17 protein-coding genes and 2 pseudogenes are annotated in these 22,815 nt (G+C 71.3%); 13 read left to right on the top strand and 6 right to left on the bottom strand.

Annotation, left to right across the window (positions count from 1 at the left end; genetic code table 11):
* Nucleotides 1-480 precede the first annotated feature (480 nt).
* From ACN28I_RS45655 to ACN28I_RS45640, 4 genes are all read right to left on the bottom strand, one after another.
* The gene (locus ACN28I_RS45655) at nucleotides 481-1,134 is read right to left on the bottom strand and encodes a hypothetical protein (RefSeq protein ID WP_420948139.1); all 654 of its coding nucleotides are present in this window, start codon (nucleotides 1,132-1,134) and stop codon (nucleotides 481-483) included.
* Between the two features lie 11 nt (nucleotides 1,135-1,145).
* Nucleotides 1,146-2,804, bottom strand: coding sequence for a hypothetical protein (locus ACN28I_RS45650; RefSeq protein ID WP_420948138.1), 1,659 nt, complete (start codon nucleotides 2,802-2,804; stop codon nucleotides 1,146-1,148).
* Nucleotides 2,805-2,940: 136 nt separating this feature from the next.
* Entirely contained in the window at nucleotides 2,941-3,888 is a 948-nt protein-coding gene (locus ACN28I_RS45645) for a DUF2381 family protein (protein ID WP_420948137.1), read from the bottom strand.
* 85 nt (nucleotides 3,889-3,973) lie between these two features.
* Nucleotides 3,974-6,010 (bottom strand): serine/threonine protein kinase, encoded by a 2,037-nt coding sequence (locus ACN28I_RS45640; protein WP_420948136.1) that lies wholly within the window; start codon nucleotides 6,008-6,010, stop codon nucleotides 3,974-3,976.
* Between the two features lie 424 nt (nucleotides 6,011-6,434).
* On the opposite strand from ACN28I_RS45640, the gene ACN28I_RS45635 reads away from it, so the two are divergent.
* The 8 genes and pseudogenes from ACN28I_RS45635 to ACN28I_RS45600 all read left to right on the top strand — a co-directional run bounded on the left by ACN28I_RS45635 (nucleotide 6,435) and on the right by ACN28I_RS45600 (nucleotide 16,680).
* Nucleotides 6,435-7,664 carry a hypothetical protein gene (locus tag ACN28I_RS45635; RefSeq protein WP_420948135.1) on the top strand — a complete coding sequence of 410 codons (1,230 nt, stop codon included), beginning with the start codon at nucleotides 6,435-6,437 and terminating at the stop codon, nucleotides 7,662-7,664.
* 15 nt (nucleotides 7,665-7,679) lie between these two features.
* The gene (locus ACN28I_RS45630; RefSeq protein ID WP_420948134.1) at nucleotides 7,680-8,393 is read left to right on the top strand and encodes a VTC domain-containing protein; all 714 of its coding nucleotides are present in this window, start codon (nucleotides 7,680-7,682) and stop codon (nucleotides 8,391-8,393) included.
* A 6-nt stretch (nucleotides 8,394-8,399) separates the two neighbouring features.
* Nucleotides 8,400-10,106: a dTMP kinase gene (gene tmk / locus ACN28I_RS45625; RefSeq protein WP_420948133.1), complete on the top strand. Its 1,707-nt coding sequence runs from the start codon at nucleotides 8,400-8,402 to the stop codon at nucleotides 10,104-10,106.
* Nucleotides 10,107-10,122: 16 nt separating this feature from the next.
* Nucleotides 10,123-10,834 (top strand): annotated as a pseudogene (locus tag ACN28I_RS45620) (DUF4956 domain-containing protein).
* Complete coding sequence (locus tag ACN28I_RS45615) at nucleotides 10,831-11,598, top strand: hypothetical protein (RefSeq protein ID WP_420948132.1); 768 nt, start codon at nucleotides 10,831-10,833, stop codon at nucleotides 11,596-11,598. Before ACN28I_RS45620 ends, ACN28I_RS45615 begins: the two are co-directional and overlap by 4 nt.
* A gap of 268 nt (nucleotides 11,599-11,866) precedes the next feature.
* A complete protein-coding gene (locus ACN28I_RS45610; RefSeq protein ID WP_420948131.1) occupies nucleotides 11,867-13,297 on the top strand; it encodes a metallophosphoesterase in 1,431 nt (476 codons plus the stop codon).
* 138 nt (nucleotides 13,298-13,435) lie between these two features.
* Entirely contained in the window at nucleotides 13,436-14,842 is a 1,407-nt protein-coding gene (locus ACN28I_RS45605; protein WP_420948130.1) for an RsmB/NOP family class I SAM-dependent RNA methyltransferase, read from the top strand.
* A 71-nt stretch (nucleotides 14,843-14,913) separates the two neighbouring features.
* Complete coding sequence (locus tag ACN28I_RS45600; RefSeq protein ID WP_420948129.1) at nucleotides 14,914-16,680, top strand: M61 family metallopeptidase; 1,767 nt, start codon at nucleotides 14,914-14,916, stop codon at nucleotides 16,678-16,680.
* 8 nt (nucleotides 16,681-16,688) lie between these two features.
* Here the strand turns inward: ACN28I_RS45600 and ACN28I_RS45595 are convergent, their stop codons facing one another.
* Nucleotides 16,689-17,054 (bottom strand): hypothetical protein, encoded by a 366-nt coding sequence (locus ACN28I_RS45595; RefSeq protein ID WP_420948128.1) that lies wholly within the window; start codon nucleotides 17,052-17,054, stop codon nucleotides 16,689-16,691.
* Nucleotides 17,055-17,145: 91 nt separating this feature from the next.
* Between ACN28I_RS45595 and ACN28I_RS45590 the strand changes: the two genes are divergently transcribed.
* From ACN28I_RS45590 to ACN28I_RS45580, 3 genes and pseudogenes are all read left to right on the top strand, one after another.
* Nucleotides 17,146-18,603: a hypothetical protein gene (locus tag ACN28I_RS45590; RefSeq protein ID WP_420948127.1), complete on the top strand. Its 1,458-nt coding sequence runs from the start codon at nucleotides 17,146-17,148 to the stop codon at nucleotides 18,601-18,603.
* Nucleotides 18,604-18,647: 44 nt separating this feature from the next.
* Nucleotides 18,648-19,031: a carboxypeptidase regulatory-like domain-containing protein gene (locus ACN28I_RS45585; RefSeq protein ID WP_420948126.1), complete on the top strand. Its 384-nt coding sequence runs from the start codon at nucleotides 18,648-18,650 to the stop codon at nucleotides 19,029-19,031.
* Between the two features lie 71 nt (nucleotides 19,032-19,102).
* A pseudogene (locus tag ACN28I_RS45580) lies at nucleotides 19,103-19,900 on the top strand (ribonuclease HII); the annotation flags it as partial.
* A gap of 714 nt (nucleotides 19,901-20,614) precedes the next feature.
* On the opposite strand, the gene ACN28I_RS45575 reads toward ACN28I_RS45580, so the two are convergent.
* Nucleotides 20,615-21,133 carry a hypothetical protein gene (locus ACN28I_RS45575; protein ID WP_420948125.1) on the bottom strand — a complete coding sequence of 173 codons (519 nt, stop codon included), beginning with the start codon at nucleotides 21,131-21,133 and terminating at the stop codon, nucleotides 20,615-20,617.
* A gap of 74 nt (nucleotides 21,134-21,207) precedes the next feature.
* Between ACN28I_RS45575 and ACN28I_RS45570 the strand changes: the two genes are divergently transcribed.
* Both ACN28I_RS45570 and ACN28I_RS45565 read left to right on the top strand, forming a co-directional pair.
* Entirely contained in the window at nucleotides 21,208-21,630 is a 423-nt protein-coding gene (locus ACN28I_RS45570; RefSeq protein WP_420948124.1) for an NUDIX domain-containing protein, read from the top strand.
* A 16-nt stretch (nucleotides 21,631-21,646) separates the two neighbouring features.
* Entirely contained in the window at nucleotides 21,647-22,774 is a 1,128-nt protein-coding gene (locus tag ACN28I_RS45565) for a M50 family metallopeptidase (RefSeq protein ID WP_420948123.1), read from the top strand.
* Nucleotides 22,775-22,815: the final 41 nt, after the last annotated feature.

The following is a 22,815-nucleotide window of genomic DNA, read 5'->3' as shown; positions in this document are numbered from 1 at the left end:
GATCTCGAAACTTCCAGCCCTCCGGGTGCCCGGTCAGGGGCGACGACTTTTCGGGCACGAGGGGGAAATCGGCCGTCACTTGTAGTCGACTACAAGTGTAGAATCATAAATATGTAGGATAAATATTACTTCACTTGTAGTCGACTACAAGTGACGGGCGCTTGGGGCCATCCACCCGCTTGGGCAGCGAATCACTCCAAGCTGACGACAGGGTGCGTACTCGTCAGGCCGTAGCCCGGCAGCGCGCGCACCCGGGCGGCCACCTCCCCCAGTGTGCGCCCGGTGAGCGCCCCCACCGCCAGGATCATCGCCCGCGCCGCGTCCGTGCCCAGACGCGGGCGAAGCCCTCGCCCGCCTCGCGCAGCTCGCCGAAGGTGCTGGCCCCATGCGCCCGGGTGGCCATGAGGGCCCAGCCGTCCATTGGACTCGTGGCATTTCGCTCGACGCTGACAGGCCACCGCACGTGTTCCTCGCCGTGTATCAGTAGACGATGAAGTCGCACTTCTCGAGAGCAGCCTTGAATGCCTCTTCCGTGATGTCCAACCGCTTGGCCTCAGCGGGAGCGTAGTAGCTCAAGGCAATCGTGGAGCGCGGGTGCTTGTAACGGTTTTCTGGACTCTGATCCAACATGGAGGTCAGCCTGCGGCCAAACACTTTGGGCCACGGCAGGTCGCGCAGTTCGTCGGCGCGACGGATAGGGTCCAGGAGGGTGAAGCAGGGCCACTTGGGAAACTGGAGGCTGCGGGGGTCATCTCCATGGAAGCGGCAGGCATCCAGGCGGGCCTCGGAGAAGTCACAGTCCTCGATGGAGCCCCGCTGATACTCCGGCTCCTTCCCATATTCGGGCCAGTGCCCGAAGTCGCACCCCGACAGCCGCCCCTTGAACCGGCAGCCCTTGAGGGAGGCAGTTATCCATTGCTGGTAGTTCTTCAGCTCCTGTTTCACCTCGAAGGTGCAGTTGATGAACCGAGCCCGATTGAGGCTCAGGCCCCGAGCGGACACCTTCAGCACGAGGGTACAGTTATTCAGCGTCAGGTTGGGACCAAGGATGTAGTTGGCCTCTTTGTCCGTCAGCTCCAGCCGCTCGTTCTCGATTTCCCGGTCCTCGAAGATGACGTTCCCGAGCCAATCCATCGCCGCCCCTTTCAGAAGGTGAGCATCCGGTAGAACTCGCCCGCCATGCGCCTGCCATGGCGTGCGAGGTTCGACGCCGTCCCGGAGAGAATCTCGTACTTGTATCCTCCGGGCGAGGGGTCCACCACATCGACTCCCTGCTGCTTGAACCGGTAGAGCCGCTCGAACTGTTTTTTCACCGTCTCGTGCACGAAGCGGCCCCGGGCCTCGCGCTCCAGCAGGTGCGCCAGCCAGTATTCGCCCTGGTCCAAGGCTTCCTTGATGGCGTCTGCCTCTCTCGGCGAGAGCCGGTGGGGCCCCCATTGCTGGGCGGCCTCGGTCACGGCCTTCTGGAGCCTGTCACCCACCTCGTCCCGGACGGGGATGTCGTGGAGGGAATAGCCAGGAGGCAGGTGCCAGCGCTGGCCGTTGGGGAGAATCACCTGCAGGTTGCCGCCCCGGTGACGGATGGCCACGATGGCCGAGGAGCCGCCCCCGGAGGACGCCCCGCCGCCCTGCCCCTTCTTGAGCATCACCACCGCCAGGGGGCCATGCGGGGTGGCCGCGACCGTCTCCACCGCCACCACCGCCCGGGCCAACGCCCCCTCCTGGGCCGCCATCACTTCCAACCGCCCCAGCACCGCGGCCCCACCGCCCTGCGCCTGCCACTGCGCACTCGCCAGGCCGTAGCCCGGGAGCGTGCGCACCCTCGCCGCCACCTCCCCCAGCGTGCGCCCGGTGAGTGCGCCCACCGCCAGAATCATCGCCCGCGCCGCGTCCGTGCCCAGCACCCGGCCAAAGCCCTCGCCTGCCTCGCGCAGCTCGCCGAAGGTGCTGGCCCCATGCGCCCGGGTGGCCATGCGCGCCCAGCCGTCCATCAGCCCCCAGAGCGTGTCCACGCCCAGCCACGCCACCAGCACGACGGACAGCCCGGCGGCCAGCAGCTTGGTGGTTGGCTCGGGCACCAGCCAGAGGGCCAGGTACGTGCCCAGCGTCCACATGCACGAGGCCATCAGTACCTGGGGGCTCAACTCCCGCCCCAGCGCCGCCTTCGTCTCCTCCAGCACCGAGCCGAAGGCCAGGGCCAGCGCCAGCGTGCGCCGGTCGTCCGTGCGCAGAAAGGGCCCATCGTCGAACAGGCGCAGGCAGTCGCCTCCGCCCCAGGCCCGGGTGCACCACAGCAGGTACGTGTCACGCAGCGCCGCGTCCGCCTCGGGCACCAGCCGGCCGTCCTCCTCCACCGGCACCAGGGAGAGCACCTCGCCCTTGTACACCTCGGCCACCCACGTCCCGCTCAACTGCCACGCTTCCGGGTGCTGCTCCACCTGGCCCTTCAGCCACTCGCGCGCCGCCTCGCGCGGGCTCTTGCCGTGGTGTTGCACCTCGCGGGCGATACGCTGCACGGCGCGCTGGAAGTCCACCCGGGCCACCGGTACGGGCCGCGTGGTGCCACGGCCCGGCTCCAGCACCACCACCTCGTACACCACCGCCCCCTCCAGGCCGGGCTCCGAGGCGGGCGCCTCCCGGGGCGCCGGGGGCGGCGTGAGCGACGCGGGGCGCATGCTCCCCATCAGCGTGCCGCCCGGAGGATGGCCCGTCGCGCACGCCGAGACGAGGCACAGCACGAGCCACACCCACCCGCGGCGCGGCGGCACACCGGCCGGGGGGGACTGCTTCAGACGGGGGGACATGCCGCACCGCTCCCTCCAGCCCTGGAGGCTGGTGTCGGGGTTTCCGGGAGTACACGGAAACGCGGGTGCGGTCGTCAAGGCACCGGGTAGGGAGGGTGGTGCAGGACGTAGATGGTTGTCCGGGGAGGCGCGGGCGCTAGGGGAAGGTGACGTGGCCGAGAGTCACGGTGCGCTTCTGCTCCGCGTCCCAGAGCACGAGGGTGTACGTGCCCCGGACTTCCTTCTCGGAAGCGGGTACCTCCACCACCACGCGGTGCTCTCCCGGCTCGCCCTTCGCGGCAGCGACTGCTTCACCCGGGATGACGGGCTCCGGCTGCCAGAGGGGCAGCGGTTTCAGCACCTCGCCCTTGGGGCCGCGCAGCACCGCGCCCGCCGCCACCCACGGCAGCGTCCCGGAATTGTCCAGCTTCAGCTCCACCGCCACCCGGCCCTCCGCGCGGTAGCTGCGGGCTTCCTGAAGGCGCAGGGCATTGCCCCTGGCCTGCGTGACGCTCTCCGTCAGGATCTTGAAGAGGATGCCTCCTTTCCCCAGCAACCCGGAGGCCAGCACGCCCCTCAGTCCCTCGGGGGCGCCGCGCCCCTCGCGCAACTGGCGCACCTCCTCCTGGCACTGCCGGGCCTCGGCCTGGGCCGCCTTCTCCCCCTCCCGGAAGGATTCCACCGGGCGGGGCGCGCGGAACACCTTCACCTGCGACAGGCCCAGCGCCGGGTGAGCCCGCAGGTGGAAGCTGGCGCACGCGGGGGCCGCGCCGTCCGCGAAGCACACCTCCAGGTTGAACTGCTCCCCGGCCTCCATCTGCTCCGGCGGCACCAGGAAGAGGCTCTGCTGCCCGGGGGCCACGTCCCCGAAGCGCCCCCGTTCCTCCAGCCGCAAGGACTCGGGCTGGAGCGGGGTGTCGAAGCGCAGCGTGAGGGGCACGTCCGGGCTGATACACACCACGGACGGCTGTGCGGGCGGCTCGGCCAACAAGTCGAGGCGGGGGCTCGCCGCTTCACACCCGTCCGGAGGGGACGGCAGGGCGGCCTGGGGGGAGGAGGCGAGGAGGGCCAGCGCGAGCAGGCCCACGGGGGACGCGAGGGGCACGGAGTCAACCTCCAGGGGAAGGCGGGGCGGGGTGACGCGAGGCGTTGGCCTCTACCACACCGCGCCGGGCCCGTGCCGCCCGCGCCTACTCGAAGCGCTCCACCGCCCGCACGTACTGGGTGGAGAAGACGACGGCGTCGTCCGCGGGCCCACCGACATCCTTCCGCTCCACGCCCGGGGGCTCCCCCCACCGGGTGTACCCCCCGATAAGCTCCAGGCAGACGGGGTACGTCTCGCCGGTGCGCGTCCGGGCCTGGGTGAAGCGGCCGTACACGCGCTCGGGCCCGAGGTAGAGCCGCCCGGTGAGCTCGCTCCCGGCCAGCGGCCCGAAGTTTGTTTCCGTCGTAAAAACCCGCATGGGCGTGGACTCGCGCACGGTGACGCGCTGGGCGCTGCCGTCCACGGGGAACTGCGCAGAGGCCGTTTGACTGATGCGAATGCCCAACTCCTCCATCGTCTTCACGGCACCCGGAGGACAGTCGGCGGGCTGGGGCGGAGGGCGCACCACCTGGGGCGTGCTGGTGCAGCCGGAGAGCAGCACGGTGCACAGGCCCACCACGCACGTCTCCTGGCGGGTGGGGACGCAGCGCGGGTCCTTGCGCTGCGGCCGGGCGGCGGGCTTCGGGCGGGTGTCGTTGTCGCGGGGCATGGGGGCGGGAGTGGGCGCGGGGGAAGAGTCGGCGGAAGCAACCGCGCCCCCTCCAGCTTCAGACGACGCGTCCGGCGCCGCCACTTCGCGGACAAGCCCGGGGTGAGGTGTCGGGGAGCCCGCCCCCACCCCAGGAGGTAGCGGTGCCGCCAAAGGGGCGGAGGCCGGTGGGCGCTCCGCCCCGGACTCCGGGCGGAAGCGGAGGGCCCACGTGCCTGCCAACACCAGTACACCCACCAGCAACGCGAGGGGCAGCGCACGCGCTCGCGGACCCGGAGGCGCACGGCCCGCCGGGGTGGACGGCGGGAGCACCACGAGCGCGGCGGCGCCCTCCACCTCGTCCACCGGGGCCCGGGGCGCGGGGGGCTCCCTCGGCGCCTCCTGCTGCGCTGGCACCAGGGCAGCGGCTGGCACCTCCTGCTGCGCTGGCTGGCGCCGGACCTTGCGCACCCGTCCGCGCCGGGGCATCGCCGCCACGACATGCCGCAGGAAGCGCTCGTGCGAGTCGCGCTCCCCCACCTGGCCGGGTATTTCCTCCGTGGTGCGCACCTCTGGGGCGTAGGGGTCCATCAGCGGCACGTCCCAGTCCTCCCCCGCCCCCGCCAGCGCCGCCTCCAGCGCCGCGGCCACCGCCTCCATGTCCGCCAGCCTCGCTTGGGGCTCCTTCTCCAGCAGCCGCAGGCACACCCGGCCCAGCGCCTCCGGCACGCGCGGGTTGTCCTCGTGCGGCGCCACGGGCGTCCGGGTGCGGAGGTCCTTCACCATGTGCGGGTTGCCCATGCGCGAGCCGAAGGGCAGCCTGTCGGTGAGCAGCTCGTACAGGGTGACGCCCAGGGCCCACACCTCGTCGGCCACGCCCGGCCGGTAGCGCGCGGTGTCCTCCGGGTGCTCCGCGAGGAAGCGGTACGCCTCGGGGCTGGTGTACTCGGGCGTGCCCGGTGGCAGCCGCCACAGCCGCGGCAGCGTGGGGCGGCCCTCCAGGTGCCCCACCCCGAAGTCCACCCACACGGGCCTGCCGTCCGCCCCCCTCACCAGCAGGTTGTCCGGTTTGATGTCCCGGTGCAGCACGCCCTGGCGGTGCACCACCCCGAGCGCCTGTGCCGCCTCGCGCATCAGCGTGGCGGCCTTGCGCGCCGAGGGGTTGTGCTCCAGGGCATGCCTCAGCAGCGGCAGTCCCTCCACGTACTCCATGACGAGGTAGAGGTAACCCTCGTCCGGGTAGGGCCAGCGCCCATGGCCCAGCACCCGCACCACGTTGGGGTGCTGGACGTGGCGCAGAATGTCCATCTCCAGCTCGCCCCAGGGGTTGTCCGGGTGCTCGCGGAAGAACTTGAGGACACAGGAGCGCCCGGAACACTCGGCGAGGAAGACATGCCCCTGGCCGCCCTGGCCCAGCGGGCCCACCACCCGGTACTGGCCCACCCACTCCCCGGGCTCGGGCAGCCTGTACACCCGCGCGCTGACTCTCAGCATAGGTGACCTCCCAAGTCCGGAGGCTAACATGACGCGGCGGATTCTCCGTGGCGCCGCCCTCCGTCACCCGGCCAGGACGTGCCAGGACGCTTCGAGCGCTCCGGCCCGCCAACGGGAGGCTCCTCCACCCAGGTGGAGACGTCTCCACCTGAACCACTCGAATGGGTACCCAGACACGAAGGGTTCATCTCCTTCCCGGCACCGGAAAGCGAGGCGTGCCCCGCCCTGATCGCACGAGAACCAGTAACTTCGACAGGCGCTCCATCTCCCTGGGGTGGAAGTTTCCTTCCCTGTCACGGCCACGTGACGCCCTGGTGCCGGTGGCTTTCGAACGCCGAGACGAGGCGGCTGTCGGCTCCCGGACAGCATCCCCTTGGGCACCCGGGTTGCAGTCCTCCCCCACGGACCGGGCGAGGAGGAGTGCATGGGCGAGGGGCGAGGGGTCGGGAAGGGAAGGCGGGGGCTTCTCGCCACGGTCCTCCTTTTGGGCACGCCGGTGTTGGCGGCGGAGCCGGCACCGGATGCGGAGGCGTGGCAGCCCGAGGTGGACGCCTCGCAGCCCGAGGTGGACACGGCGCGGCCGGAGGAAGTGGCCGCGCTGACGCCCGACGAGCTGGACGCGCCCACGCCATCGCCGGTGGAAGCGCCCACGTCGGCGCAGGTGGAAGTGCCCAAGCCGGCCAAGGCCAAGGAGCCGAAGCCCAAGCGGGAGGAGCCCCTCTCGGAGGGGGGCGAGGGCACGTCGGCCAACGCGGAGGAGCAGCCGGGACTGCGGGTGGTTCCCTTCGGCCGCGTCTTCGCCCGGGTGAGCGCGGATGAGCGCGAGCAGTACGCGCGCTCGCTGTCCATTGCCTCGGCGCGCGTGGGCCTGGCCGCGTCGCTGCCCCATCTGGAGGCGGAAGTCACCGCGGACCTGTCCTCCAAGTCGCTGCTCAAGGACGCCTTCGTGCGGGTGGCCGATGGGAAGAAGCGGCTGCGCCTCTACGGCGGCCAGTTCAAGGCGCCCTTCCTGGCGCGCGAGCTCGAGTCGGCCTGGCGGCTGCCCGTCATCCGCCGCGGACTGGTGGCGGACTACCTGGAGGACACGCACAACCTGGGGGGCCGCCGGATGGGGTTGATGGGCGAGGTGAGCCTCAAGGAGGCCTGGAAGCTGAAGGTGTCCGGCGGCGTCTTCCAGGGCACCAAGGACGACGACACCGGCATCCGCGCCAGCGAGGACGCCGCGCTGCGGGCGAGCGTGCGTCCCTTCAAGGCCCTCACCCTGGGGGCGAGCACCTACTTCGCGCAGGCCTTCGAGGGCGCGCGCACCTACGCGCTGGCTGCGGACGCGGTGCTGAGGCTGGGCGGGCTGGCGGTGACGGGCGAGTACGTCAACGGCCACCTCCCCACCGGGCCCTTCGCCGCGCAGATGGGGCTGGCCAGCTACACGCTGCCCCTGCCCCTGGTGGAGGGACTGGCGCTGCAGCCGGTGGCGGGCGCCGAGATGATGCAGCTCATGGGCCCGCTGAAGGCCCGCGGCTACGCCTTCGTGGGCGGCTTCAACGTCCTCTACTCCGAGCACTTCAAGGCCCAGTTGCAGGCCGAGCACGCGCTGCGTCCCGGCGACGAGGCCGCGGGCTTCGAGTACTCGCTGCAGCTCGCCACCCGCTTCTAGGAACGGAGATCGACCATGCTCCAGTTCGCGGAAGGAGAAGTCACCAAGCTGCGCCGGGAGTTCAAGCTGGTCCTGGGAAGGGACGAGGCGATGGCGCTGTGCTCGCGGCTGTCCGCGTCGCTGGGCGGATACCTGTCGCCGCCCACGAGCATCACCTCCGTCTACTTCGACAAGCCGGGCTACCCGCTGGCGCTGCGCTCGCTGGGCACGCCGAATGACTGCCTCAAGGTGCGCACCAAGGAGTACTCGCCGGACCTGGGTGCCGGAGGCGTGCAGCGCGTGGTGCTGGAGGTGAAGCGCGAGCGCAACGGCCTCACCCAGAAGCGCCGGGTGTGGGTGCCCCGCGCGCAGTTGGGGAACGTGCTGCGGGGCGGCGTGCGGCTGCTGCCGCTCATCGCCGGGGGCAGCCTCATTCCGGTGCTGGGGGTGACGTACCGGCGGCACGTGTACCAGTGCTCGCAGGCGTGGCGGGTGACGGTGGATCGGGACATCGGCTTCTACCGGATGACGCAGGAGCTGGCGCTCTCCGAGACGACGCTGAGCGCGGAGCGGCTGGGCGAGCCGCTGGCGATGGATGAACGGGTGGTGGTGGAGGTGAAGCACCTGGGGGAGGAGCTGCCCGAGTGGCTGGCGGCGCTCAACCCCGGGAGGAAGCCGGCGTACAGCAAGTTCGCCGAGGGGATGGCGAGGGTCCACGACTTCGTCGCGGACGGGATTCTGGGGGGCTGAGCAACCGTGTTCATCGACTTCGAAGGCATTGACGGCAGCGGCAAGACGACCCTGTCCAACCTCCTGGCCGAGCGCCTGAGGCGGATGGGCTACCGGGTGGCGCACGCGCGCGAAGGAGGAGAGCTGCGCTCGCCCATCGCCCGGCGCATCCGCGAGCTCACCCGTGACTCGAAGCTGCTGGAGATGTCTCCGCGCACCGAGTTCTTCCTCAACCTCGCCCGGGACGCGCAGCAGCTCGAGGAGGTCATCGCCCCCGCCCTGGCGCGCGGCGAGGTGTGCATCAGCGACCGCTACCTGTACTCGCAGCTCGCCCTGAGCGGCGGCGGACGCGGGCTGCCCGGGGCGGCGCTCGAGCCGGCGTGCGAGCTGGCCTCGCAGGGCCTGTGGCCGGACCTCGTCATCCTGGTGGACGTGGAGCCGGACCTGGCGCGGCTGCGCAAGCGGCTGGGGAAGAGCAAGGGCGAGCGGGTGCCGGACTCGGACAGCCGCAAGGGGCTGGCCGGCGCGGGCCTGGCGGTGCGGATGCGGGAGTCCTTCCTCGCCCTGGCGCGGAAGGATCCCTCACGCTGGCTCATCATCGAGAACAATGATCAGCCGCTGCACGTGCTGGAGCAGCGGCTGGTGGAGGCGGTGGTGGCGCGGCTGGAGGGCCGGGAGCTGCCGGCGCAGCGGACGACGCCGCCGAGCCCCCAGCCGGTGCAGGTGCCGTCGACGATGGACGAGGTGGAGGAGCACTTCTTCCGCGTGCTGGACGGGCTGGAGGTGCGCGAGCCGCAGCTCGCGGTGTGGCTGCTGGGCGGCATTCCCGGCTTCCCCGCGCACCAGCGGCGGCTGGGCTTCGTGGAGCGCTTCCCGGGACTGACGGTGCGCAGCCTCACCGGCCTGGACGACGAGCCGGCCCGGGCCCTGCGCGAGCTGCTGGCGGAGGTGGTGCCCCAGGACGTGGCCATGAGCCTGGGCGCCAACCCGTCACCGCAGGCCATGGCCCTGCGCGAGCGCCTGTACGCCCACGCACCGGCGGACGTGCTCGGTGGCCTCAAGGACAACGACTCGCCCGAGGCGTGGGCCCTGCGCGAGCACGCGCTGCGCGAGGGGCGCCTGAGCGAGGTGCTCCGCGGGCTGGCCGGGGTGGACGACGAGCCGGCCTGGGCGGCACGGGAGCTGGGCGTGCGGCGGGGGCTGTACGCGGACGTGGCGCGCAGCCTCGCCGGCCTGGACTCGGCCCGGGCGGATGCCCTGCGCGAGAGCCTGCTCGGCCATGACAGGCTGGCGGTGCTGCGCAGCGTCAACGGCCTGGATACGCCCTTCGCCCGGCAGTTGCGCGTGACGCTGGAGGACAAGGCGCTGAAGCTGGTGCTGCGCTCGCTCTCCGGGCTCTCCACCGATGATGCCTACGCCCTGCGCGAGCGCGGCGCTCCGCTGACGAAGGAGGCCCTCGACTCGCTGGACGGGCTGGACGATTCGCGCGCCTGGCGGCTGCGTGAGGCCTTCGTCTCGCGCTGGCCGGCCACGGTGGTGTCCTCGCTGGAGGGGCTGCCCCTGACGGATCGGGCCGAGGCCCTCGTGCTGCGCGCGCTGGAGGTGACGAGCGGCCGCCTGCCGGTGCTGCGCAACGCCTACCGCCTCGTGGCCGCCTCGCACATGGCCGCGCTCCCCTCGGAGCGGACGGCTTCACGGGTTGCCGGGGACGAAGCCCCACAGCCGACGCTCTGAATCGAAAGGACGGGCCATGGACGGGTTGTTCTCGGGACTCTTCAATCATGATGTGGCGTCCGGGGCTTCCCATCCCGGAGCGGGGGTGATGTTGCCCCGCCTGCTGGCGGCGGTGCTCATCGGCACGGTGCTCGCGCTGCGGCCGTGGCGTCTGCTGACACGCAGGGCGCTGCCCAAGGCGGAGATGATGCAGGCCCAGGTGCTGCTGTGCACCGCGGCCGCCGTCATCACCGCCGTCATCGGCGACAGCACGGCCAAGGCCTTCGGGCTGGTGGGCCTGGGGAGCTTCGTGCGCTTCCGCTCGGGACTGAAGGATCCGCGCGACGCGGCCATCCTCTTCCTGATGATCGGCCTGGGCATGGCGTGCGGACATGGCAGCCTGGAGCTGGCCGGCGTGGGCACCGCCTTCGTCGCCGCGCTGCTGCTGGTGCTGGACCTCTTCGACAAGAAGGAGCCCGTGGCGGCGAAGCAGCGGATGCTGGTGTCGGCCCAGGCGGATGACCTGGCGGGCGCGGAGGCCTGGCTGAGACAGCATCTCGGCGAGCGCAACGTGCTGGTACGAAGCTGCGCGCTGGACTTCGACGGGCGGCGGCTGGAAGCTCGAGGTGGAGGAGAAGGAGCCGGGGATGCTCGCGTCGGCGCTGGGCCGCTCGGCGGGGGGACCGCTCCGGGGATTGAGGTGGTCGGAGATGCCCTCGAACAAGGGGAGTTGGGAGGAGCGGGGATGAGGCACTGGAGGTGGGCCGCGGTGGTGGCGGCGATGTGTTGGGTGGGGTGCGGCGAGGGCGGGAGCCTGCCCTCGGGTGATTCGAAGACGCCGCCCATGACGAACCAGGATGGGACGGTGGATCTGCCGGACATTCCACCTGGCACGGGGGGAGAGACGAATCCGCCGGACCCGGAGCAACCCGCCCCGTTCACGAGCCTCTGGCCGCTCACGGCGGGCTCCACGTGGACGTACCGCATCACGGATCCGGTGCGAGGCACCTTCGAGAAGCGGGTGGAGGTGCTGGGCGAGCAGACGGTGCCGGAGACGAGCATGCGGGCCGTCGCGGTGCGCAGCACGCAGCCGCATCTGAACGAGCTGTCCTGGCAACTGGACGTGAACGGGGTGGTGGTGCGCCTGCGCGAGGAGGACCGCAAGGGCGACACGCTGGCGCGGGTGACGACGTGGAATCCCGCGACGGTGAAGTCGCTGTCCACGGAGCGGCCCGTGGGGTGGCGTTACGACTCGGACATCCGTGAGCTGACGCGCCTGGGTGACGGCTCGACGGAGGACAAGGACAAGACGTACATCTGGCGCGTGGAGGCGGTGAACGAGACCGTCGTCACGCCCGCGGGCACCTTCACGAATGTCATCCGCGTCAAGCGCGAGCGCGGGGACAAGGAGAACCAGGTGCGCACGTACTGGCTGGCGCCCGGCATCGGCAAGGTGAAGGAGGACGGCGAGCGGCTGGAGGAGCTCATCTCCTACGATGTGAAGAAGCCCTGAGGGGTGGCCGTATTCGTGGGCGGGGGATGGGAGGGCGAGTGTCCCCTTCGACATCCTCCGCCCCTCGACCAGGAGCAACCCCGCCAAGGCGTCCCTGTCGAAGAGACAGTTCGCCGCTGGGAGCGGCGCTTCCTCGACTGACACGGGCAATGCCTGACAAGCCCTCGTCCCCTCGCCGCTGTGCAGGCGGGCAGGCCCCTAGAATTGGATGGATGTCCAACGGTGGATGGTTGCACTCCCGGTCCGAATGGCTCGGACAGGAGGCAACATGCACCGACTGTATTCCCTGGCGTTCGGCGCAGTGGCCGCGGCGCTCACCCTCACCGCGAGCACCGCCAGCGCCGCGAGCCTGACCCGCCAGCCCTATCTCCAGCGCGTGGGCCCGGACACCGCCACCATCGCCTTCCGGCTCGATGGCAACTGTGTCCCCTCGGTGCGCTACGGCACCAGCGGCTCCACGGACCAGTCCGCCCAGTCCGCGGCCGCCGGCCGCACCCACGCCGTCGTCCTCTCCGGCCTCCAGCCCGGCACCGAGTACACCTACCTCGTCGAGGCCTGCGGCGCGCGCACCACCCCCGTGCGCTTCTCCACCGCCCCCGTGCCCGGCACCCGCAGCGTCCACTTTTCCGCCGTGGGCGACTTCGGCATGAACAACGCCGACCAGCGCGCCGTGGCCAACGCCATGCTCGGCCGCAAGCCGGAGCTCTTCCTCATGCTCGGCGACAACGCCTACGAATCGGGCACCGAGGCCGAGTTCCAGAGCAACCTCTTCGTCCCCATGGCCCCGCTGCTCGCGCAGGTGCCCTCCGTCGCCGTCCCGGGCAACCACGAGTACGTCACCAACCGCGCCCAGCCCTACTTCGACAACCTCTACCTGCCCACCAGCCCCACCGGGGGCGAGCACTACTACTCCTTCGACTGGGGCCACGTGCACTTCGTGGCGCTCGACGCCAACTGCGCCATGGGCATGGCCTCGCAGGACCGCTGCTCGCTGGCCGCGCAGCGCAAGTGGTTGGATCAGGACCTCGCCGCCAGCGACGCGCCCTGGAAGGTCGTCTTCCTCCACTACCCGCCCTGGAGCAGCGGCGATCACGGCTCGCAGCTGATGATCCGCCGCGAGTTCTCCCCCCTCTTCGAGAAGTACGGGGTGGACCTCGTCCTCACCGGGCATGATCACCACTACGAGCGCAGCTACCCCATGAAGGGCAACGGGGTGGGGCCCTCGGGCGAGCGCAACCCCACCTACCTCGTGGTGGGCGGCGGCGGCGCCTCCATACGTCCCTTCGAGACCGGCAAGCCCTCGTGGACCGCGGTGCGCAATGACCGGGACCATGGCTACCTCGATGTGAAGGTGGAGGAGGGCACCCTCACCGCCCAGGCGCTGACGCCCTCGGGCCAGGTGATCGACAGCTTCACCCTCACCAAGGACCTCCCTCCCGCCGCGGAGCCGGAGCCGGTGCCGGTGCCCACGCCGGGCGATCCCTCGTCGCCCCCGTCCGCCGAGCAGCCGGGCCCCCTGCAGCCCAATACCCCCGCGCCCGGCCCCGTCACCGGCAACCCCGGACTGCCCGGCAGCTCCGAGGACCCGGACGACCTGGGCCCCAACGCCCCGGGCTGCTCGACCGTCCCGGTGATGGCGCTGCTCCCCACGGGCGTGCTGGTGCTCGCCGGGGCCCTGCGCCGGCGCCGCCGCCGCTAGCTGGCAGGCCGGGGGAGGGGGCGGAGGCACCCTGGAAACGGGACGAAGTGCCTCCACCCTTGTCATTGAGCGCCCGGGATGCGATTCGCCTGCCTGCCGATAGAGCAGGCCCGCCTCCCGGGCCCCCCGGAGTCTTTCATGAAGAAGAACCCTCGCCCGCCCCCCCGGGCGCCCCAGTCCCGACGTGAGCCGCCCTCCTCCGAGTCCGAGGCGGTGCGTGCGGCCCGCCCGCTGCGCGAGGACCTCGTCCTCCAGGCGAGCCTCGAGGCCTACGGCTTCATCCGCCACGAAGGCCGCCTGTCCGACCGGGCCCTGGACTTCACCCTGCGCCACAAGCGCAACCTCTACTCCAACGAGCGCCGCGCCGTGGCCGAGCGGGTGTACGCCCTGCTGCGCCGCCAGCTCACGGTGGACTTCCTCCTCGAGCGCGCCCACAAGGGCTTCACCCGCCTGGACAAGACGCGCCAGGACGTGCTGCGCCTGGCCGCCTCGCGCGTCCTCCACGGCGAGCCCATGGACGTGGTGTCCCGCACCTCGGCGCTGACGGGCCTGAATGCCGACGCGCTCGCCGCCCTGCCCGAGGCCGCCCGGGCGCTGGAGGCCCTCCCCCGGGACAAGCGCTTCCCCATCGCCGCCTCGCTGCCGGACTTCCTCGCCAGACACTTCCGCGAGGTCTTCGGCGACGACGCCGAGCGCGCCGCCGAGGCGATGAACGAGCGCGGGCCCCTCACCGCCCGCCTCAACGGCTTCAAGGGCACCCGGGAGCAACTGCGCACGATGCTGGCGCGGGAGGGCGTGGAGTCCACCCCCACCCCGCTCTCGCCGCTCGGCCTCTTCCTGGACACGCGCACCAACGCCTTCTCGCTGGAGGCCTTCCGCGAGGGCTGGTTCGAGCTGCAGGACGAGGGCAGCCAGTTGCTCGGCATACTGGTGGACGCGCCGCCCACGAAGGTGGTGGACGCGTGCGCGGGCGCGGGCGGCAAGACGTTGCAGCTCGCCGTGCAGATGAAGAACCGGGGAGACCTGCACGCGCTGGACGTCGAGGAGTGGCGCATTGACGAGCTGCGCAAGCGCGCGCGCCGGGCCGGGGTGCACAACGTGCGCACCCAGGTCATCCCCCCCGAGGGCCCCGAGGCCGACGAGGCCATTTCCTCCCTCAAGGGCAAGGCGGACCGGGTGCTGGTGGACGCTCCGTGCAGTGGGACGGGAACCTTCCGCCGCAAGCCGGATGCGCGCTACCGCCTCACGCCCGAGATGATTCTGGACCACGTGGCGAAGCAGAAGCGGCTGCTGGAGCGCTTCTGCCAGATGGTGAAGCCGGGAGGCCGGCTCATCTACGGCACGTGCAGCGTGCTGCGCGAGGAGAACGAGCAGGTGGTGGAGGACTTCCTCGCGAAGCACCCGGACTACTCGGTGCGGCCGGTGGCCGAGGAGCTCGGGCCGGAGCTGGGCGCGAAGGTGGGGCCGGGGCCCTTCCTGCGGCTCGCCCCGCACCTGCATGGCACGGATGGATTCTTCGGAGCCATCCTCGTGCGCACGAAGTAGCCTGACCCCGGGGGGCGGCGGCCCCGTCCCCTGGCGATGCTGTCCCCCTCTCGCCCCCTGGAGGGCTCGGAATGCCGGAAGCGGTCCACTATCGCGTCTCGATGCTCCGCCCGCACTCGCACCTCTTCGAGGTGGAGGCCACCTTCCCCGCGGGCCCGGACGTGCTCGATGCCGTGCTGCCGGTGTGGACGCCCGGCAGCTACCTCGTGCGCGAGTTCGCGCGCCACGTGCAGGACATGAGCGCCTCGGGCCCGGGAGGCGAGCCCCTCGCGGTGCGGCGCGTGGACAAGCGCACCTGGCGTGTCCAGGCGCGGGGGCGCGCGGTGACGCTGCGCTACCGCGTCTACGCCAACGAGCTCACCGTGCGCACCAGCCACCTGGATGGCAGCCACGGCTACTTCAACGGCGCCACCCTCTTCCTCTACACCGAGGCCACGCGCGGCCTGGAGCACCTCGTCACCGTGGAGGCCCCGGCGGACTGGAAGGCCTTCGCCGCGCTGGAGCGCCGGGGCGAGGCCTTCGTCGCGAAGGACTACGACGAGCTGGTGGACAGCCCCTTCGAGGTGGGGCCCCACACGCCGCTCACCTTCACCGCCGCGGACGTGCCGCACGAGGTGGTGGTGTGGGGGGACGCGGTGCCGGACGCGGGCCGGCTGTGCTCGGACCTGCAGCGCATCATCGAGGCCCAGGCGAAGCTCTTCGGCGGCCTCCCGCTGAAGCGTTACCTCTTCCTCCTCTACCTCACGGACAAGGGCCGCGGAGGGCTGGAGCACAAGGCGTCCACCGCGCTCCTCTTCCCTCGCGCGGGGCTGCAGAACTCGCGGGGCTGGGAGGATCTGCTCACCCTGGCCGCCCACGAGTACTTCCACCTGTGGAACATCAAGCGGGTGAAGCCGCGGGCGCTGGTGCCCTTCGACTACTCGCAGGAGAACTACACCTCGCTGCTGTGGGCCTTCGAGGGGGCCACGTCCTACTACGACAACGTCTTCGTGCTGCGCGCGGGGCTGATGAGCGACAACCGCTACCTCACGCGGCTGGGCGAGACGCTCTCCACGCTGCACGCCCTCCCGGGCCGCAAGGTGCAGACGCTGGCCGAGGCCTCGCTGGCGTGCTGGGTGAAGCACTACCGCCCGGACGAGCACTCGCCCAACAGCGCCATCTCCTACTACCTCAAGGGCGAGGTGGTGGCGGCGCTGCTGGACCTGGAAATCCGCCGCGCCACGGACAACGCGCGGGGCCTGGACGACCTGATGCGTCTGTTGTGGCAGCGCTACGGGGACGAGTCCGGGGTGCCCGAGGACGGCGTGGAGGCGGCGGCCTCGGAGGTGGCGGGCAAGGACCTGGGTGCCTTCTTCGACCGGGCGGTGCGCACCACGGAGGAGCTGGACTACTCCGTCTTCTCGCACGTGGGCCTGGAGGTGCGCTTCCGTCCGCGCGAGTCCCCGAGCGACAAGGGCGGCACGCCCCCACCGCGGGTGAAGGGCGAGCCCAAGCCGAAGGGCTGGCTGGGTGTCACCACCAAGGGGAGCGCCACCCTCGCCACGGTGCTGGACGGCTCGCCCGCGCAGGAGGCGGGGCTGTACGTGGAGGACGAGCTCGTGGCGCTCGACGGCTGGCGGGTGGATGCGGCGGGGTTGCTGTCGCGCACCGAGGACAAGGCCCCGGGAGACACGGTGCGGCTCACGGTGTTCCGCCGGGACAGGCTCGTGGAGATACCGGTGACGCTCGGCCAGAAGCCCGCGGACGCGGTGTGGCTGGCCCGGGTGGACAAGCCCACCGATGCACAGAAGGCGGCCTACCAGGCGTGGCTGGGTTCGCCCTGGGAGGAGCCTGGGTAGCTCCCTGCCTAGGACCCCAGACCCAACAGCCAGCTCCCCAGCAGGAGCAGGAGGATCACCGCGGGGACCGAGAGAACCACCGCCGCTACGTGCATCCCGAAGACGGCGGTCACACTTCTCCAGCAGATGACCCCGAGGCTGGAGATCACCGCGTACACCGCGAAGCTGAGCCCCAGCATCCCGAAGGACGCGTCACTCATGGGGAGCATGGACGACGCGGAGCCTCGGGAGAGGCCCACCGCGGTAGACGCCGCCACCACGGCGACCACGCCCAACAACAGCAGGTGCACCACGATGGCGAGCATCCGGTGCTGATTCTCGGAGTCCTCGTCGGACTCCTCTGGCTGTGCGCCCTTCGAGGTGTTCTCGAACATGGTGGGACGGAGTCTACGCGAACCCGTGCACGCCCCCAACCGGTACACCCCCGCCAGCCGACCGGATAGGCTCCCGCTCCAGAGGAGCATCATGCCGCCGAAACGCCTCGCCCGCTGCAAACGCCACCCCACCGCCACCGCCGGCTGGCGCTGTGACGGCTGTGGCGCCCCGTGCTGCCCCGAGTGCGTGGAAGCCCGGCGCATGCAGACGGTGGATCTGCTCTTCTGCCGCGAGTGCGGCGGCCGGGCCGAGACCCTCGTCCTCCACCGCTCGGAGCAGGCCTCCTTCGCCGACCGGCTGGGCCAGGTGTGGCGCTATCCCTTCACCAAGCAGGGGCTGATGGTGGCGGTGGGGCTCGGGGCCGCCATGCTCGTCGCCGGCTTCATGACGCAGGTCACGCTCATCGTGGCGCGGCTGGCCCCGGCGGCGATCAGCGCGGGCATCTTCTGGGGCGCCTTCTTCTCCCTCATGCGCTCCACCCTGCGCGGGGAGAGCGAGGTGCCCATCCCGGACTACAGCGACGTCTTCGCCGACTGGCTCGTCCCGGCCCTGCGCGGCGTGGTGGCCAGCAGCGTGGTGTGGCTCCCGCTCCCGCTCTACCTCGTGCTCACCGGCGGCTGGGACGTCTCGCAGTACATGGAGAGCCTGCTGAGCGACCCGATGTTCTACATGACGGGCAGGTTCCACTCGATTTCGGGGGAGCATCTGCTGAGCGATCCCATCGCGTGGCTGCTGGCCCTCACCGGCCTCGCCTGGCTGCCGATGACGCTGATGATGGCGATGACGGGTGCCGGCCTGCTGGAGATCCTCAACCCGCTGAAAAGCCTGCAACGCATCCTGCGCCTCGGCCGGGACTACGCGATGGCCCTGGGCGCCCTGCTCACCCTGGGCCTCGTCTACCTCGTCGTCCACCTCGTCAGCTCCAGCCTGCGGGAGATCCCCTTCGAAATCATCCTCTCGCGCTGGCTCGCCCAGGTGCTCGAGTGCCTGGTGTTCTTCGTGATGGCGCGTGTGCTCGGGCTGCTGCTCTACACGCGGGGAGATGCCATCGGCTATGGCGCTCCGAGCGACTACGTCACCCCGGTGCTGCCGGCGGACGCGGCGCCGCGCACCTCGCTGCGCGTGGAGCCCGCCCCGCTCGCGGCCCAGACGCCCAGCCCGGCGGAAGCCGCCCCCTCCCCCGAGGCCCGGTTGCAGGAGCTCGACGCGGCGGTACGGGCCCGTGACATTCCCCAGGCGCTCGCGCTCTACACCGCGCTGAGCTTCCTGCCGAAGGCCACCATCCCCCCGGCGGTGCACCTCTTCGTCGGGCAGGCCTCGGCCGCGCAGGGGGACAACGCCCTCGCGGTGCGCGCCCTGGAGGCCGCGGCGGACTCGGCGCCGGATGATCCGCTGGCCCCGCGCGCCCTCGTCCTGCTGGCCCGCGTGCTGGGTGAGCGCATGCAGGAGCAGACCCGCGCCGAGGGCGTCTACCGCTACATCGTTGACCGGTACCCGGATACGGAGGCCTCCCGCTTCGCCCAGGGCCGCCTTCCGCCCACAAGCTGACATCCGGCATTGCCTCCCGGGGGAGCCGTGCGCAATCCCTCCGCATGCATCGGGCACGTCAGCTTCTGCTCCTCCTGGGCCTCACCCCTCTTGTCTCCTGTGACGGGGGCGTGCGGGTGAACCGGCAGGGAGACCCCTGCACCGAGAAGCTCATCACCCTGCGGGTGGAGGTGGTGAACGCACAGGGGACTCCGGTGGAGGATGCCATCGTCACGGCCACGCACGTGGCCACGGGACGCACCATCACCGGCACCACGGGGGACCGGGGCGTCACCACGGCGGTGAACGAGGACATCGGCGAGGGCACCGTGCGGCTGACGGCCACCGCCGGCTCCAAGGTGAGCGCTCCGGCCGAGGTGGCCTGGACGTGCGACGAGTGCCACTGCCACCCCGAGCCCTCCACGGTGCAGCTCCAGTTGAACCCGTAAGCCCCTCCGGGCGGCTGCCCCCTCACTCGGCGTTTGTCCCGCGCGTCCCGACTCGCTAGGTTGAGGACGCCATGTCGAGTGTGGAAGACCTCCTCCGGTGCTCCTTGACGGAGCTGACCGAGCGCTTCGTGACCCAGTCCCGCTCCGTGCCCACGGGCCTGCTGGAGGCGCTGGAAGCGGATCCGCGCCAGGGCGCCAAGGCGCTCGCCCGCCGCATCCGGGGCCTGAAGGGGAAGAACCGCGCCGAGGGCCAGCGCCTGCGCCACCTGCTGCGCTTCGAGTGCGAGCTGTGGGAGCAGGGCCACACGCACATCGCCGGGGTGGACGAGGCAGGCAGGGGCCCGCTCGCCGGGCCGGTCGTCGCGGCGGCGGCCATCCTCCCCAAGGGCTGGAAGCTGGAGGGGCTGGACGACTCGAAGAAGATCGCCGACGAGGCGCGCCGCGATGAGATGGCCGAGGCCATCAAGCGCGGGGCGGTGGCGTGGGCGGTGGGCCAGGCGGACTCGGAGGAGATCGACCGGCTCAACATCCGCCGGGCGAGCCTGCTGGCCATGCACCGTGCGGTGCAGGGGCTGGGGATACAGCCGGACTACGTGCTGCTGGACGCCTTCACGATTCCCGAGTGCACCCTGCCCCAGCGCGGCATCATCAAGGGCGACTCGCTCTCGCTGAGCATCGCCGCGGCGTCGGTGCTGGCGAAGACGACGCGGGACAGGCTGATGCGGGAGCTGGACGCGCAGTACCCGGGCTATGGCCTCGCCGAGCACAAGGGCTACCCGACGGCCGAGCACGTGCAGAGCATCCGGGAGAAGGGCGTGCTGCCCATCCACCGCCGCAGCTTCGGGCCGGTGCGGGAGGCGCTCGGGGTCTCCGAGCCCGCGCAGGCGGCCGGGCCCATCCAGGGAGAAGCTCTTCACGGGGAACGGCCAGCGGTGAGCGCGGACAAGGATATCGACGGGTGGCTCGGAGAAAGGGGCATCACCGGGTCGGAGTCGCGGACACGCGCCCGGGTGGCGCTGGAGGAGGCGGGACTCACGAGCGCGCGCAAGGTGCGCATCAGCGAGCCCAAGCTGCCGCGGGCCGAGCAGGTGTTGGCGGAGCGCTTCTACCGGGTGTGCGCCGCGTCCGCGTGCCAGCAGGTGGCGAAGGCGAGCGGGCGGGAGCCGCTGCCGGTGGAGCCGCGCAGCCACTGTGAGCACTGCGGAGGCTCGAACAACCGGCGCGCGGAGACGGCCTTCCTGGAGGCGTGCCTGCGCCACGGGGTGCGGAAGGTGGTGGTGGTGGGCGGCTCGCCGGCGGTGCGCGAGGAGCTGGAGGACAAGCTCGGCGGACGCATCGAGCTGCGCATGGTGGACGGCACCGAGCGGCGCACGGCCGTCAAGGCGCAAAGCGATTTGGAGTGGGGAGACCTGGTGCTCGTCTGGGGCGCCACGGAGCTGCACCACAAGGTGAGCAGCCACTACACGCAGCCGGGCACGCCCCACCGTCACAAGGTGGTGCACGTGGCCCGGCGAGGCGTGGCCGCGCTGCTCGACGCGGGCATCTCCCACCTGGAGCGGTGAGGACGCGGCGCCCGGCCCGCCTCAAGGAACGAGGGGTCCGCAGGGCTGCCCATTCTGGACGGCCTGGTAGCGCATCCACACCTGGCAGGCGCACTCGGGCTGCTGGATGCGCGGCTCGTAGCGCACGCGCAGCACGCCTTCGAACTGCGTGGGGCACAGGGTGGTGGCCTCCAGGTGCACCGTCACCTGCTCCACCGTGCACTGCGTCCCCTTGGCGGTGAGCGGCGCATTGGCCGCGCTCCCATCGAGCATGAAGCCATCGTTGTCCAACGAGCCCCCCTCGAGGAAGGAGCCCACGAGCTGCATGTCCATCAGCTCGTAATCCATCCGGACGACCTCTCCGGTGATGATGAGCTCTCCGGTGTCCCAGCTATCCTGGACCGAGGACGCGGAGAGCAGTCCGCAGTCATCGAGGATCACCTCCGTGGCCTTGAGCTCATAGGGGCCCTCGTTCTGGAGGTAGGCGTTGGTGCAGCCCGCGCCGAGCGAGAGGGCCAGGGCGGACATCAGGAGCGAGCGGAACAGTCGGTTGGCGGCCACGGGGTGCAGGCTAGCGCAGCCGGAGCGCACGTGCAGGGTGCAATGGCGGCACCAGCGGCTAGACTGGCCGCTCCATGGCCCCGTACAAGAACCCCATCCCCACGGTGGACTGCATCATCGAGCTGCCAGGGGAGCGTCTCGTGCTGATCCGCCGCAAGAACCCGCCCCTCGGTTGGGCCCTGCCCGGCGGCTTCGTGGACGAGGGCGAGCGGCTGGACAAGGCCGCCGCGCGCGAGGCCAAGGAGGAGACGGGCCTGGACGTGGAGGTGGTGGAGCAGTTCTTCACCTACTCGGACCCGTCCCGAGATCCACGCAAGCACACCGTCTCCACCGTCTACCTCTGCCGGGCCACGGGAGAGCCGGTGGGCTCGGACGACGCCGCCGAGGCCCGCTCCTTCCCGGTGGATGGCCTGCCAGCGGAGCTGTGTTTCGACCACGGCACCATCCTCGCCGACTACCTGGCCTACAAGCGGACAGGCCAGCGGCGGAAGCTCTGAGGCTCGGCACTCCCGGATGCACTACCTCCCCCTTCTCTTCGCCCTCGGCCTGCTCGTGGCTCTGCACGAGTTGGGACACCTCGTGGCCGCCCGGCTGCTCGGCGTGCGGGTGGACCGCTACACGTTCGGCTTCGGTCCGGCCGTCTTCACCTGGAAGTTCCGAGGAACGGAGTATGTGCTCGGGGCCGTCCCGCTGGGCGGCTCCACCCGCATCCACGGGATGAACCCCCACCAGCCCGGGGTGGACCCGGCGGACCCCACGAGTTTCCCGGCACAAAGCCCCGTGAAGCGGCTGCTGGTGCTGCTCGCGGGCCCGCTGACCAACTGGCTCTTCGCGCTGGGCATCCTCCTCGCGCTCTACACCTCGGGCACGCACGTGGTGGTGCCGCTCACGGTGGGCACCATCAACCCCGGCTCGGAGGCGGCGCGCGCCCAGTTGCTGCCGGGGGACCGGCTCGTCAGCGTGGACGGCCAGCCGCTGGAGAGCTGGAGCGGCTTCGTGGAGCTCATCGCCCAGAACTCCGGCCGCGAGCTGAAGCTCGGCGTCGAGCGCCAGGGCGAGCCGCGCGAGGTGAAGGTGCGCCCGCGTCCCGATGAGCGGGGAGCGGGCCGCATCGGGGTGAGCCAGCAGTACGTGTACCGCACCCATGGCCCGGGCCAGGCGCTGCTGCAGGCCGTGGCGCACACGGGCAACCTGGTGATCGAGGGCACGCGGATGCTCGGCGGCCTGCTCCAGGGGCAGCGGAGCATGGCGGACGCCAACCCCGTGGGACTGGTGAAGCAGTCCTCGGGCGCTGCGGGCAGTGGCCTGGGCTCCTTCCTGCGCGTGGTGGTGAGCCTCTCGTTGGCGCTCGCCCTCTTCCACCTGCTGCCCCTGCCCTCGCTGGATGGGGGGCGGATGCTCTTCGTCCTCGTCGAGGCGGTGAGCCGCCGCCGCGTACCGCCCCGGGTGGAGACGGTGGTGCACGCGGTGGGTTTCCTCGTGCTGCTGGGCGTGGTGCTGACGGTGGCACTCGCGGACCTGCGGCAACATTTGAGGCGCACCCGCACCGCCGCCGTGGCCCCGCCCGCCGCGGCCCCCCTCCCCGCCGCGGCGGCCTCCGATGGCGGAGTGCCCCTGCGGGCGGACGGCCTCGGCAACTGAGCACCCTCGCCCGGCCAGCCGCTGTCCACCCGGCCGGAAGT

Source organism: Archangium gephyra, from assembly GCF_049060025.1.
In the GTDB taxonomy this organism is placed as follows: Bacteria; Myxococcota; Myxococcia; order Myxococcales; family Myxococcaceae; genus Archangium; species Archangium gephyra_A.
This window is presented reverse-complemented; position numbering and strand designations above follow the sequence as displayed.

Coding starts and splice junctions, on each gene's coding strand:
- ACN28I_RS45655 (WP_420948139.1), bottom strand. CDS start 1,134: ATGGATTGGCTCGGGAACGTCATCTTCGAGGACCGGGAAATCGAGAAC.
- ACN28I_RS45650 (WP_420948138.1), bottom strand. CDS start 2,804: ATGTCCCCCCGTCTGAAGCAGTCCCCCCCGGCCGGTGTGCCGCCGCGC.
- ACN28I_RS45640 (WP_420948136.1), bottom strand. CDS start 6,010: ATGCTGAGAGTCAGCGCGCGGGTGTACAGGCTGCCCGAGCCCGGGGAG.
- ACN28I_RS45635 (WP_420948135.1), top strand. CDS start 6,435: ATGGGCGAGGGGCGAGGGGTCGGGAAGGGAAGGCGGGGGCTTCTCGCC.
- ACN28I_RS45630 (WP_420948134.1), top strand. CDS start 7,680: ATGCTCCAGTTCGCGGAAGGAGAAGTCACCAAGCTGCGCCGGGAGTTC.
- ACN28I_RS45615 (WP_420948132.1), top strand. CDS start 10,831: ATGAGGCACTGGAGGTGGGCCGCGGTGGTGGCGGCGATGTGTTGGGTG.
- ACN28I_RS45610 (WP_420948131.1), top strand. CDS start 11,867: ATGCACCGACTGTATTCCCTGGCGTTCGGCGCAGTGGCCGCGGCGCTC.
- ACN28I_RS45605 (WP_420948130.1), top strand. CDS start 13,436: ATGAAGAAGAACCCTCGCCCGCCCCCCCGGGCGCCCCAGTCCCGACGT.
- ACN28I_RS45600 (WP_420948129.1), top strand. CDS start 14,914: ATGCCGGAAGCGGTCCACTATCGCGTCTCGATGCTCCGCCCGCACTCG.
- ACN28I_RS45595 (WP_420948128.1), bottom strand. CDS start 17,054: ATGTTCGAGAACACCTCGAAGGGCGCACAGCCAGAGGAGTCCGACGAG.
- ACN28I_RS45590 (WP_420948127.1), top strand. CDS start 17,146: ATGCCGCCGAAACGCCTCGCCCGCTGCAAACGCCACCCCACCGCCACC.
- ACN28I_RS45585 (WP_420948126.1), top strand. CDS start 18,648: ATGCATCGGGCACGTCAGCTTCTGCTCCTCCTGGGCCTCACCCCTCTT.
- ACN28I_RS45570 (WP_420948124.1), top strand. CDS start 21,208: ATGGCCCCGTACAAGAACCCCATCCCCACGGTGGACTGCATCATCGAG.
- ACN28I_RS45565 (WP_420948123.1), top strand. CDS start 21,647: ATGCACTACCTCCCCCTTCTCTTCGCCCTCGGCCTGCTCGTGGCTCTG.